The 12,946-nt window shown below is 70.4% G+C and carries 9 protein-coding genes; 2 read left to right on the top strand and 7 right to left on the bottom strand.

Going from position 1 to position 12,946, the window contains the following annotated elements; all coding sequences use genetic code 11:
• Positions 1–217 precede the first annotated feature (217 nt).
• From ACZ7DY_RS36490 to ACZ7DY_RS36460, 7 genes are all read right to left on the bottom strand, one after another.
• Positions 218–1,252: a hypothetical protein gene (locus ACZ7DY_RS36490; protein ID WP_471143558.1), complete on the bottom strand. Its 1,035-nt coding sequence runs from the start codon at positions 1,250–1,252 to the stop codon at positions 218–220.
• Entirely contained in the window at positions 1,240–1,896 is a 657-nt protein-coding gene (locus tag ACZ7DY_RS36485; RefSeq protein WP_471143555.1) for a hypothetical protein, read from the bottom strand. The genes ACZ7DY_RS36490 and ACZ7DY_RS36485 overlap by 13 nt, the downstream gene beginning before the upstream one ends.
• Before the next feature lie 168 nt (positions 1,897–2,064).
• On the bottom strand, positions 2,065–2,937 hold the full coding sequence (locus tag ACZ7DY_RS36480) for a carbohydrate ABC transporter permease (protein WP_471143553.1): 873 nt from the start codon (positions 2,935–2,937) through the stop codon (positions 2,065–2,067).
• A complete protein-coding gene (locus ACZ7DY_RS36475; RefSeq protein WP_471143552.1) occupies positions 2,938–3,891 on the bottom strand; it encodes a carbohydrate ABC transporter permease in 954 nt (317 codons plus the stop codon).
• A 62-nt stretch (positions 3,892–3,953) separates the two neighbouring features.
• Positions 3,954–5,321: an extracellular solute-binding protein gene (locus ACZ7DY_RS36470; protein ID WP_471143550.1), complete on the bottom strand. Its 1,368-nt coding sequence runs from the start codon at positions 5,319–5,321 to the stop codon at positions 3,954–3,956.
• Positions 5,322–5,556: 235 nt separating this feature from the next.
• A complete protein-coding gene (locus ACZ7DY_RS36465; RefSeq protein ID WP_471143547.1) occupies positions 5,557–6,240 on the bottom strand; it encodes a response regulator in 684 nt (227 codons plus the stop codon).
• On the bottom strand, positions 6,237–8,054 hold the full coding sequence (locus tag ACZ7DY_RS36460; protein WP_471143545.1) for a sensor histidine kinase: 1,818 nt from the start codon (positions 8,052–8,054) through the stop codon (positions 6,237–6,239). The genes ACZ7DY_RS36465 and ACZ7DY_RS36460 overlap by 4 nt, the downstream gene beginning before the upstream one ends.
• 207 nt (positions 8,055–8,261) lie before the next feature.
• Between ACZ7DY_RS36460 and ACZ7DY_RS36455 the strand changes: the two genes are divergently transcribed.
• Complete coding sequence (locus ACZ7DY_RS36455) at positions 8,262–9,671, top strand: cation:dicarboxylate symporter family transporter (protein ID WP_471143543.1); 1,410 nt, start codon at positions 8,262–8,264, stop codon at positions 9,669–9,671.
• 176 nt (positions 9,672–9,847) lie between these two features.
• Complete coding sequence (locus ACZ7DY_RS36450) at positions 9,848–12,928, top strand: NACHT domain-containing protein (RefSeq protein WP_471143540.1); 3,081 nt, start codon at positions 9,848–9,850, stop codon at positions 12,926–12,928.
• Positions 12,929–12,946 lie beyond the last annotated feature (18 nt).

The raw sequence follows: 12,946 nt of genomic DNA, 5'->3' as shown, positions 1-12,946 counted from the left end.
ATCATGCAGATTCTTCGCCAACGACCGCACCCGGTGCGGATCACCCGGCGTCGGATCCTTCTCCAGATCCAGGACATGCCAGTCCGACGGACGGTGACCCCCCATAGGACTTCCCCCGCATCACCAACACCCCCAACAACCCCGACCCCAAAGGAAGTTAGCGAAGAAGTGAGTGCTCGTGAAGGTGGCGTGAGGGAGCGAGGGCACCCCCAACCCCCTACCGGTTGACGGACTGTACCTCCTCCACCACCACGTCCTGTTCCGCGCCGAACTCCCCGTCAGGGAGCCGCTGTTCGTCGTTGACGCCCGTGCCCGTCCAGTGGATCTTCCATGTGACCGTCGCCTTCAGCGGGTACGAGTCGTCGCCCGAGGAGCGCAGGTACTTCACGCCGCAGGGCGGGGTCTCCTTCGCCTTGCCCTTCGCGTAGGGCGTGCCGATGTTCTTGCCTACGAGGTCGCAGACGCCGTTCGCGGGGTACGTCTCGGCGTCCGGGGTGCCGGGGTCGATCTTCAGGGAGACCGGTTCGGCGGTCGTCGTCGCCTCGATGCCCAGGACGTCGACCCTGGCCGTGACCGACACCGGCTTGAACTCCGCGCCGTCCAGCCACGCCCAGGTGGGGAGGTTCACCTTGGTCGCCGCGGCGGGTGCCAGCTTCACCTCGGTGCCGGGGACGCGGATCCTGGCGTAGGCGAGCTTGGCGAGGATCTCCGGGTCGATGGCCGGGATGCCGGGCGGCGGCGGCTCGTTCTCGTCGACCCAGAAGGTGTCCTCGTTGCACTTGTCCCAGCCCGGCGGGTACGTCTTGTTGGGGTACGACGTCCACCAGTAGCCCTTGCCGGCCTTGTCGAGGTTGAAGTTCTTGTACGGCTCGCCCTCGACGTAGCGCTTGCGCTGTTCCTGGTCCCAGGTGGCGCCCGTGGAGTCCACCGCCCAGACCGCCTCCCGCTCCTTCTTGAACTCGGCGGGCGTATAGGCGGGCCCGTACCAGCAGGGCGGCGGGCTGTAGTCGCCGGTCGGGGCGATCGTGCCGGACCTGGGGCCCGAACCGTTCTTGGACTCGTCGTAGCTGATGCCGCCCGCGGTGGCGGTCAGTGAGCCGTCGCCGCCGGCCTCGGTGGGGCCCTGGGCGTCGCCGTTCGTGGTGCCGCCGTGGCCGGTCCGCGCCGACGCGGCCCCCGGCATGAGCAGCGCCGCGGCCACCGCGACGGCCCCGGCGGCGGCTATGAGTGGCTTTTTCCTCATGGCTGGCATGTGTCGTTCCCCCGGTCGGATGTGGTCGTCTCGGTGATCCAGACGCCCTTGTCGTTCATGTGCAGCCGGCTGCTGTACAGGACGAAGTCGTCCTTGGACGGTGCGCCGGCCTCGGCGGTCCTGCCCGTCTTGAGGCTCTTGTTGAACGCCTTGCGCTGGTCCTCGCAGTAGACGAGCCCCGCCGTCCTGCCGCCCGTCACGTCGACGCGCGCGTTGTAGTACCGCTTGACGCCGGTGATCCGGTCCTTGTACTTGACGTACTCTTCGATGAACTTCTGGCTCCCGGCGGCGGCCTCGCCCTCCGCGTAGAAGCGGTAGGCCTCGTGCAGCGGCTTCTGCTCGGCGATGGCCATGTCGACGGCCTTCAGGTACCGCTCGGTGTCGGCCAGTACCGCGTCCTTCGTCTTGTCCCCGGTCCTGGACCACGCGAAGTCGTACGTCAGGTCCGACGGCAGCTCGATCTTCGGCCGGTCCGCCACGGGCCCCGCGGGCTTCTTCGGCGACGGCGACTTCTCGCCGCCCTGGTCCGCACCGGCGATCTTGTCGTCGCCCTTGGACGTGCCGTCGCCGCTGCCGCAGGACGTCAGGAGCAGGGCCGCGGACGCGGTGAGCGCGGCCGTCGCGAGGCGGAAGGGGCGGTTCACTGTCGGCTCCTGGCGGGTGGGGAGGTGGTGCGGGCTCAGCACGCTAATGCGGGCGCGGGCCCGTTGCCAGGGAGATGTGTGCCCACGAAAGGGGCGCCCGGGACGTATCGCCGCGAATTCATGTCACAGTTCTGTGTCCGGCGGACGGCTCCCCGGGCAAGTCGACTTTCAGCCCTTCACCGCGCCGCCCAGCGCGAACCCTCCGCCCAGCTTCCGCGAGACCAGCACGTACAACAGGATCACCGGGGTCGAGTAGAGGATCGAGAACGCGGCGAGCTGGCCGTAGACCACCGTCCCTTTGTTGCCGAAGAAATCGTTGATGCTGACCGACGCCGGCATCTGTTCCGGGGTGAGCAGGAGCATGAAGGGGACGAAGAAGTTGCCCCACATCATGACGAACGAGAAGACCGTCACCACCGCCACGCCGGGACCCATCAGCGGCAGCACGATGCGGATCAGGGACTGGAAGGAGGACGCGCCGTCCGTCCACGCCGCCTCCTCGAGCTCCTTCGGCACGCCGTCCATGAAGTTCTTCATCAGCCAGATGGCGAAGGGGAGTTGGGAGGCGGCGAAGAAGAAGATCGTGCCCTGCATCGTGTCGATCAGGTCGACCTGCACGAACAGCGCGTACACCGGGACCATGATCGCCGTGATCGGCAGGCTCGTCGCGAAGAGGATCGTGAGCATGAACGGGCGGTTCAGGCGGGAGCGGTAGCGGGAGAGCGGATACGCGGCGAGGGCCGCGCAGACCACCGTGAGCAGGGTGCCGCCGCCGCACAGGAGCAGGCTGTTGAGGAGCGGGGTGAAGGTGATCTCGGGGGTGAGGACCTGGTCGTAGTTGTCGAGGGTGAGGCCGCCCGGGACCCGCACCCTCAGGTCCGCCTTCGGGTCGAAGGAGGACAGCACCACCCAGGCGAGCGGGAGGACGAAGGCCGCCGCCACGACCAGCAGCCCCGCGTCGGCGGCGAGCCGGTGCTTGGTGCGGCGCGAACGGAGCGTGCGCGGGGGCCTGTTGCGCTGGGCCGTCTCGGTGGCGGGCACTCAGACCTCCGTACGCAGCAGGCGCATGTAGACGAGGGAGAAGAGCGAACCGACCAGGAGCAGGAGCAGCGCCACGGCCGTGCCGTAGCCGATCATGCTCTTCTGGAAGGCCTGCTCGTACATGAAGAGCGGCAGCGTCTGGCTGTCGTTTCCCGGGCCGCCGCGCGTCATCACCCAGATCAGGCCGAAGACGGAGAGCGTCTGCAGAGTGTTGAGCATGAGGTTGGTGCCGATCGAGCGGCGGATCATCGGCAGCGTGATGTGCCACATGCGGCGCCAGCCGCCCGCACCGTCGACCTCGGCCGCCTCGGTGATCTCCTTGGGGATCTCGTTGAGGGCGGCGGAGTAGACGAGCATCGAGAAGGCCGTGCCACGCCAGACGTTCGCGAACGACACCGCGAGGATCGGCAGCGTGAACATCCAGTTCTGGGACGGCAGATGGAGGAAGTCGAGCACCGCGTTCAGGGTGCCCTCGCGGCGGAAGAACGCGTACAGCAGGAAGCCCGCGACGACCTCGGGCAGCACCCACGCCGTCACCACGATCGCGCCCGTGAGGGTGCGGACCGGCTTGGAGGCGCGCTGCATGAGGGAGGCGAGGGCGAGGCCGAGGGTGTTCTGGCCGATGAGGGACGAGAGGACAGTGAAGACGAGGGTCAGCCAGACCGCGTTGAGGAACCGCTCGTCGCCGAACGCCTCGCGGAAGTTGTCGAACCCCACGAAGCTCGACTCGGCCTGGCCGGTGAGCTGGAGGTCGGTGAAGGCGATGTAGGCGCAGTAGCCGATCGGGCCCGCGAGGAAGAGGACCAGCAGGACGACGGCGGGGGAGACGGGCAGGGCCCGCAGCAGGCCCCGGCGGGCGCGGGCGCGGGGGCCCGGTGGGGCAGAGGCGGCGGGCGGGCGGCCGGGCGGCGTCTTGGCGACGCCGCCGGGGCCCGCGGGGGATGCGGTGGTCACGTACGGGCACTCACTCTCTGATCCACTCTCCGGTCGCGGCGGTTACGGGCGTACCCGTGGCGCTACTGGTGGACGACCTCGCCGTCCGTCGCCGACTCGACCTCCTCGTCGTATCCCTTCGCCGCTTCCTCGACCGAGCCGTCGCCCGTCGTCACCGTCTCCATCGCCTCCTGGATCGCCGTGGAGACCTTCGGGTACGCGGGGAAGGCGGGCCGGTAGTGCGTGACGGAGACCAGGTCCGTGAAGAACTTGATGCCGGGCTGCGCCTTCACGTACGAGGGGTCGGCCGCGACGTCCTTGCGGACCGCGATGCCCGAGTTGGCGATGTACCACTTCTTGGCGTTGGCCTTCGTCTGCATCGTCTCGATGAACTTGAACGCCAGGTCGGGGTTGTCGGCCTTGGCCGGGATCGACCAGGTCCAGCCGCCGGACATGCTCACCTTCCCGGGAGCCTGGCCGTGCTGGGTCGGCATGGCCGCGAGGCCCAGCTTCTTCGACCACTCGGGCCACTCGTGTCCGGCGCCCTTGCCCCAGTCCTGCGGCAGCCACGAGCCGTCGAGGTCGATCGCCAGCTTGCCCTCGGGCAGCAGCTCACCGCGGACCCGGGTGGCGAAGTTGGGGTCGAGGGCGTCGGAGACGTCAGGGCCGAGCTTCTCCTTGTACACGGTCTCCACGAACTTCAGGGAGTCCTTGAAGCCGGTGCCGCCCGTGACCCACTTCTTCGCCTTCGGGTCGTAGAGCGGGTTCTCGCCCGTGCCGTACGCGAGCATCTCGAAGCCCTGCATCGTCGCGGCCTCGCCCGCCGGCTTGCCGGTGTAGACGTTGAGGGGGGTGACGCCCGGGACCTTCTTCTTCACCGTGCGCGCCGCGTCGAGGACCTCGTCCCAGGTCTTCGGCCGCCAGTCCGCGGGCAGCCCCGCCTTCTCGAAGATCGCCTTGTCGAACCAGAGGCCGCGGGTGTCCGTCCCGTCGGGCACGCCGTACGTCTTGCCGTCGCCAGCCTTCGCCGCCGTCCTGGCCGTGTCGATGAACTGATCCCAGTCCTTCCACTTCTTCAGGTAGGGATCGAGCGGCTTCAAGTACCCGCTGGTGATGTCGGAGTTGATGAGGAAGGTGTCCTCGTAGACCAGGTCGGGCGCGGTCTTCGGGGAGCGCATCATCTGCTGCAGCTTGGTGTAGTACTCGGAATCCGGCGCCTTGATCGGCACCAGCTTCACCTTCTTGCCGGGATTCTCCTTCTCGAACTGCTTCTTGATGCCTTCCAGGTAGGTGTCCATGACCTTGATCTGGTTGTCCGTGGACTGCTTGAAGGAGATCTTCACGGTGTCGGGGTCGTCGCCGGAGCCGCCGCCGCACGCGGTGAGGGTGCCGGCGGCGAGCAGGGCGGAGGCGGCGAGGAGCAGCGGTGTGGTGGTGGGGCGCACGGGCACGACCTCCTACTGGCCGACGCGGCTTAAGTCGCCACGCGGGTGCGACGGGGTGCAGCGGGGCGCAACACGGGTTGCCCGGTGAACGTACGGGCGGGCTCGGAGCAAGGTCAATGCCCCTGCGGGGGCTGTGAATTGATGCTTGTCATCAACGTGACAACGTTGTTATCGGGGTTACGTTGGTGAGGCGGCCGGGGTGGGAAGGGGCGCCGCGCGACAAGTGCCCGGGGCCCGCCCGTCAGTCGGCGGCGGTGAGCCAGCGGTAGACCAGTTCGGGGCGGCCCACATGGCCGTACTGCGGGCTGCGGGCCGCGCGGGCCGTGTCGACCAGATGCTCCAGATAGCGGCGCGCGGTGATGCGGGACAGGCCCGCCGACCGGGCGGCGGCCGTCGCGGTCAGCCCTTCGGGGGCGTCGCGCAGGGTGCGGATGACCCGTTCGAGGGTGGGGCCGCTGAGCCCCTTCGGCAGGGCGGCGGGGCCCGGCGCGCGCAGCGTGGCGAGAGCGCGGTCCACCTCGTCCTGACCGGTGGCCTCGCCCTCCGCGGCGGCGGTGCGGAACTCCGCGTAACGGGTGAGGCGGTCGCGGAGGGTGGCGAAGGTGAAGGGCTTCAGGACGTACTGGACGACGCCGAGGGAGACGCCCTCGCGGACGACGGCCAGGTCACGGGCGGAGGTCACCGCGATCACGTCCGTCGGATGTCCCGCCGCGCGCAGCGAACGGGCCAGCTGCAGACCGTGGCCGTCGGGGAGGTGCAGGTCGAGGAGGATCAGGTCGACGGGGGTGCGGTCGAGGACGCGGCGGGCCTCGGCGGCGGAGTGGGCGGGGCGGTCGATGGCCTCGAAGCCGGGGACGCGGTTGACGTAGAGCACGTGGGCGTCGGCCGCGACGGGGTCGTCTTCGACGACGAGTACGCGGATCACTGGACGCCTCCCTCGTCGCTTCTGCCACCCGGGGCGCGGCCCACCGCGTCCTCCTCGACGCCCCCGTCATACGCGCCCGGCACCGGGGGCTGTGCCCACCCGTTCCGCCCTGCGGAACGCCTGCCCACAGCGGGAGCGGGAGCGGCCGTGGCGGGGGCGCCCACGGCAGCCATTGCGGAGGGAGCGGCCGTGGCCCCCGCCCCCGTCCTCAGCGTCACCTCGAATTCTGCGCCTCCCTCCGGGGACTCCCGCACCGTCAGCGTGCCGGCGTTGCGGGTGACCGTCTGGTGGACCAGGGCCAGGCCGAGGCCACGGCCCGTCGGCGCCTTCGTCGACCAGCCGCGTTCGAAGACCGTCCGGCGCTGCGCGGGGTCGACGCCGGGGCCCGTGTCCGAGACGCGGAGGAGGAGGCCCGCCTCGTCCGCGCGGGCCGTCACGGTGACCCGCGCGGCCGGGGAGCCCTGCGCCGCGTCGACGGCGTTGTCGATGAGGTTGCCGAGGACCGTGACGAGGTCGCGGGCGGAGAGCGCCTCGGGGAGCATGCCGTCGTCGATGCTGCTGTCGTGGGAGACGACCAGTTCGACGCCGTGCTCGTTGGCCTGCGCCGCCTTGCCGAGCAGGAGCGCCGCGAGGACGGGTTCGTTGACGGCCGCCACCACCTGGTCGGTCAGCGCCTGGGCCAGCTCCAGTTCGGCGGTGGCGAAGTCGACGGCCTCGTCCGCGCGGCCGAGTTCGATGAGGGACACCACCGTGTGGAGGCGGTTCGCGGCCTCGTGCGCCTGCGAGCGCAGCGCCCGCGTGAAGCCGCGCTCCGAGTCCAGTTCGCCGGTGAGCGCCTGGAGTTCGGTGTGGTCGCGCAGGGTGACCACCGTGCCGCGCCGCTCGCCGCCCGACACGGGTGAGGTGTTGACGACCACCACGCGGTCGGCCGTCAGATGCAGCTCGTCGACGCGGGGCTCGGCGGCGAGCAGCGCGCCGGTCAGCGGGGCGGGGAGCCCGAGCTCGGCGACGTTGCGGCCGATCACCGGCTCGTCCGTCACCCCGAGCAGCTCGCGGCCGCCGTCGTTGATGAGGGCGACGCGCCGCTGCCCGTCGAGCATCAGCAGCCCCTCGCGGACCGCGTGCAGCGCCGCCTCGTGGTAGTCGTGCATCCGGCTCAGCTCGGCGGCGTTCATGCCGTGCGTACTGCGGCGCAGGCGCGCGTTGATGACGTACGTGCCGATGCCGCCCAGCACGAGCGCCGCCGCCGCGACGCCGAGCAGCGCGAGGAGCTGGCCGCGGGCCTTCTCGCTGATCTCCTCGATGGTGATGCCGGCGCTGACCAGGCCGACGATGCGGCCGTCCCCTTCCGCGGGCCCGTCCCAGATCGGCGTGACCACCCGTACCGAAGGGCCCAGCGTCCCCGTGTACGTCTCCGTGAAGGTGCGGCCGCGGAGCGCGGCGGCCCGGTGGCCGAGGAAGCGTTCGCCGATGCGCCGCTCGACGGGGTGGGTCCAGCGGATGCCGTCCGGGTCCATGATCGTGACGAAGTCGACGCCGGTGTCCCGCTGCACCCGTGCCGCGTACGGCTGGAGGGCGGCGGACGGGTCGCGGCCGTGGACGGCCTCCCGTACCGAAGGGGAGTCCGCGACGGCCCGTGCCGCCGCGGTGGCCTGGCGGCGCGCGCCTTCCTCCGCCTGGTGCTTGTCGCTCAGATACGTGAAGAGGGCGCACCCGGCGACCACCGCCGTGACCAGCACGATCTGCATCGCGAAGAGCTGGCCCGCCAGGCTGCGCGGCAGCCGGCGCGGGCGGGCCGAAGGGGTGCGGGACATGCTGCCAGTCTGCCTCCTCGCACACCCGCTCGTATAAGCGCGAACTAAATGAACGCAAGGGTGACCGCCCTCACAGACCGGGAGATAGTCACCGGGATCGCCCGGGACGGGAACCGAAGCGTCCGGGACGGGAGCCGATCACCCGGGACGTGAGCCGCACGCACCGCAGGCACCACAACGCCGACGTCGTCGTTCAAGGAGGGCCCCGTGACCAGCACGGCCGACCCACACGCGGTACCCGCAGCCAGGCGGGACCGCACGCATTACCTCTACCTCGCCGTCATCGGCGCCGTACTGCTCGGCATCGCCGTCGGCTTCATCTGGCCGGACTTCGCCAAGGAGCTCAAGCCGGTCGGCACCGGCTTCGTGAACCTGATCAAGATGATGATCTCGCCGATCATCTTCTGCACGATCGTTCTCGGCGTCGGCTCGGTGCGCAAGGCCGCCAAGGTGGGCAAGGTCGGCGGGCTCGCGCTCGCCTACTTCATGGCGATGTCCGTCGTCGCCCTCGCCATCGGCCTCGTCGTCGGCAACATCCTGCACCCCGGCTCGGGCATGGACCTCACCGAGTCCGTGAAGGGCGCGGGCCACGACGCGGCCGACGAGGCGGACAAGGGCCTCGTCGCCTTCGCACTCGGCATCATTCCCAAGACCCTCGTCTCCGCCTTCACCCAGGGCGAGGTCCTCCAGACGCTGCTCGTCGCGCTCCTCGTCGGCTTCGCGCTGCAGGCCATGGGCCGCGCCGGCGAACCTGTCCTGCGGGGCGTCGAACACATCCAGAAGCTGGTCTTCCGGGTGCTCGGCATGATCATGTGGGCGGCCCCGATCGGCGCGTTCGGCGCGATGGCCGCCGTCATCGGCGAGACCGGCGTGGACGCGCTCAAGGCACTCGCCACGATCATGATCGGGTTCTACATCACCTGCGCGCTGTTCATCGTGGTCGTCCTCGGCACGCTGGTGCGCCTGGTGACCGGCGTCAACCTCTTCAAGCTGCTCAAGTACCTGGGCCGCGAGTTCCTGCTCATCCTCTCCACCTCCTCCTCCGAGTCGGCGCTGCCGCGGCTCATCGCGAAGATGGAACACCTGGGGGTCAGCCGCCCGGTCGTCGGCATCACCGTCCCGACCGGCTACTCCTTCAACCTCGACGGCACCATGATCTACCTGACCATGGCCTCGCTCTTCATCGCCGACGCCATGGACCAGCCGCTCGGCATCGGCGAGCAGATCTCGCTGCTCCTCTTCATGATGATCGCGTCGAAGGGCGCGGCGGGCGTCTCCGGTTCGGGCATCGCGGTCCTCGCGAGCGGCCTCCAGTCGCACAAGCCCGCCCTGGTCGACGGGGTCGGCCTGATCATCGGCGTCGACCGCTTCATGAGCGAGGCGCGCGCCCTCACCAACTTCGCGGGCAACGCGGTCGCCACCCTGCTGATCGGCACCTGGACCAAGGAGGTCGACAAGGGCCGGGTCACACGGGTCCTGGCGGGCGAACTCCCCTTCGACGAGCGGACGTTGGTGGACGACGGTCATGGGGCGGTGTCCGGGGACGCGGGGGACGCGGGCGGTATGGAGGACGCAGGCGGTACGGCGGGTGCCGGCAAGGAGGCAGTGAAGGTCTGACACCAGCTCGACCTCCCCGCCCTCATGCGCATGTCCCCGTACACGTCTGCCCCGCACGCCCCTGCGATGTCGTCGCGGGGGCGTGTGCCTTTCCTCAGGGCGGGGAGGCTTCCGTCGGCGCGGTGACACGGGGCCGCCGGGGCGGCGGCAGCGGGGGAAAGGGAGGCGGGGCGGCGATGCAGGGGCTCGAAACGGTACTGATCCGGCTGGCGGCGACGGTCCTGACGACGCTCGCCAAGTCGGTGGCGACACCGCAGCCCGGCGCCGGCCTCGTCACCGCGCGGGTGCGCCCGCTGCCGAAGCCGCCGGGACCGGAGCGGCTGGCCCGGGTGCTGGCCGGGCGGATCGAGGACACGTACGCGCGGCTGCCGGAGAATGAGCGGCTGGCGGCGGTCGCCGCCGTACAGGACACCTTCGCGGCGGCCGGACCGCAGGACGCGGACCGCCTGTTCGCGTTGGACCTGGATCCGCGGCGGCTGGCGGCCGAGATACGCCGCCCGGCGTCCGGCCTCACCGAGCGGGCGCGGCAGCTCTACGCGGAGCTGCTGGAATCGTGCTGCGCGCACGTGATCGAACAGCTGACGGCCCATCCGTCATTCGTGGCACGGGCTGCGGTGGAGCAGACGCGGCGCACCGGAGCGCTGCTGCGCGAACCGGAGCCCACGCAGGCCGCTGCGCTGGAATTCGAGCAGCGTTACACGCGGTTCGTCGCACAGGCCCACAGCCGTCTGGAGCTGTTCGGCGTCACCCTGGGAAGGCGGGCGCGTGCCGAGTGGCCGCTGGATACCGCATATCTGAGCCTCGCGGTCAGCGGGGGCCGTCAGCGGCACGGGCCACGGACCGACGAGGACGATGCGCCGGGCGGCGCGGACCGGCCGCCGCTGCGGGTGGAGCAGGCACTGGCGGAACATGATCGGCTGGTGCTGCGCGGTTCGGCGGGCTCCGGCAAGTCGACGCTCGTGCAGTGGCTGGCGCTGAACGCCGCGCGCCAGGGTTTCGGCCCAGAGCTCGCCGGCTGGAACCGCTGCGTGCCGTTCGTCCTGCGCCTCCGCTCCTTTCACCTGCCCGAGGGGCTCCCCGTGCCGGAGGACTTCCTGACCGCGGCCGGTGTGCCGCTGCGGGCCCCCGAGGGCTGGGTGCAGGGCCTGCTGGACAGCGGTCGGGCGCTGGTGCTCGTGGATGGCGTCGACGAGGTGCCGGCCAAGCTCCGCAACCGTACGGAGAGCTGGATCAAGTCACTCATCACGGCTTTCCCCTGCGCCCGGTATCTGGTGACCAGCCGCCCATCGGCCGTGCCGGAGGATTGGCTGGTGGGGCAGGGCTTCACGGCGCTCGACCTGCTGCCCATGGAGCGCGAGGAGGTCCGGGCCTTTCTTGCGCACTGGCACGACGCGGCCCGGCAGGAGTGCGTGGATCCGGCCGAGCGGGCGGCACTCGACCGGTACGAGACGGGCCTTGCCGACGCGGTGACGGCCCGGCGCGACCTGGGCCGTCTGGCGACCAACCCGCTGATGTGCGCGCTCCTTTGTGCCCTGAACCGGGAGCGCCGCATGCATCTGCCACGCGCCCGCAAGGAGTTGTACGACGCGGCCCTCGACCTGTTGCTCATCCGCCGGGACGCCGAGCGCGACGTGACGTCCGTCGAGGGCGTGTGCCTCTCGCGCGAGGAGCAGACCGTGCTGCTGCAGCGGCTGGCGTACTGGATGATCCGTAATGCGCAGGTCGAGGCGGACCGGGGAGACGTCCTCGCGATGCTGGACGAGTGGCTGGCGGCGATGCCACAGGTGCGCGCTCAGGGTGACACCGAGCAGATCTTCACCCACCTGCTCATCCGCAGCGGTCTGCTCCGCGAACCCGTCCCCGGCTCGGTCGAGTTCGTGCACCGCACCTTCCAGGACCACCTGGGCGCGAAGGCGGCGATCGAGGCCCGCGACTTCGGCGTGCTGGTGCGCAACGCGCACGACGACCAGTGGGCCGACGTGGTGCGGATGGCGGTGGGGCACGCGCGCGTGGCGGAACGTACGCGTCTGTTGCGGCAGTTGCTGCGCCGCGCCACCAAGGTGCGCCGGCACCGAGAGCGACTGGTGTTGCTGGCGGCGGCCGGCCTCGAACACGCGCCGGAGCTGGACCCGCACGTGCGGCGGGAGGTGGAGGATCGCCTCGGGGAGCTGATGCCGCCGCAGACCAATGAGCAGGCCGAAGCCCTGGCGAAAACAGGGGAGTTGGTGCTCGAGCTGCTGCCGGGGCCCGAGGGGCTGTCGGATCGGCAGGCCGCGGCGGTGGCGCGCACGGCCGGGTTGGTCGGGGGAGCGGCGGCGCTGCGGGTGATCACCCGGTTCCGTGCCGAGCGAGGCCGCCTCACGCGTTCGGCACTGGGTCACATGTGGCGGGACTTCGATGCCCATGCGTACTTCGAGGCGGTCCTTGAAGGCGCCGTGCAGCCCGGTGAGATCGTGTCCATGACCCGTACGGAGGAGTTGGCGTATCTCCCGCGCCTGCCGGGGCTGACCCATCTGAGCCTTCTGGGTGATCATGGTCTTCCGGAGATCGTGCTGGAAAGCGCCGGCCTGCAGTTCCTGCAGTTCTGGGGCAACTCCTCGCTCGCCGACGTCTCGCGGCTGAGCCGGTTGCCGCACCTGGAGACGCTGACCCTCAACCGCTGCCCGTCCGTCACCGATCTCGGTTCGCTGGCCGGTCTTCCACTGCGCCAGCTCCACCTCTACTCGTCGGCGGTTCCGCTGCCGCTGGCGCCGTTGGCCGAGCTCCCGGCGCTCCGCCATCTGACGCTCGACTTCGCCCCGGTGGAAGAGTCCCTGGACGAACTGCCCTTCCTCCACCGGTACACCGGTCTCGCGTTCTTCAGGCATGCGGCCCGTATGCGACTGGCCGGCCTGGAGGCGCTGACCTCGCTCCAGTGGCTGACCGTGAACGAGGACCACCAGTGGCGCAGCTTTCTGGCAGCAGGAGTCTTCTCCCCGCTGCGCACGCTGCAGATCCTGGACATTCCCCGGGTTGACCTGTCCGCGCTCGGCGTCCACCGGGAACTCGAAGAGGTGTACCTCGGTCAGGTCCCCCAGGTCGAGGGGATCGCGGCGCTCGCGGAGCTGCCCCGGCTCACCAAGGTTTCCTTCGGGAGGTGCGGTCCGCTCGACCTGACGCCCCTGGCCGGCCTGGACGGTGTGCGCGTCGAGCTCTACAGCTGTCCCCGGGTGACCGGACTCGACCTCTTTCCGCCCGAGCGTCTGTGGGTCGACTGAGGTCGCCGGCCTGGCGTC

It is taken from the genome of Streptomyces sp. NPDC037013 (genome assembly GCF_055607265.1).
The sequence above is the reverse complement of the archived record's forward strand: the minus strand, read 5'-3'. Positions and strand labels throughout refer to the sequence as shown.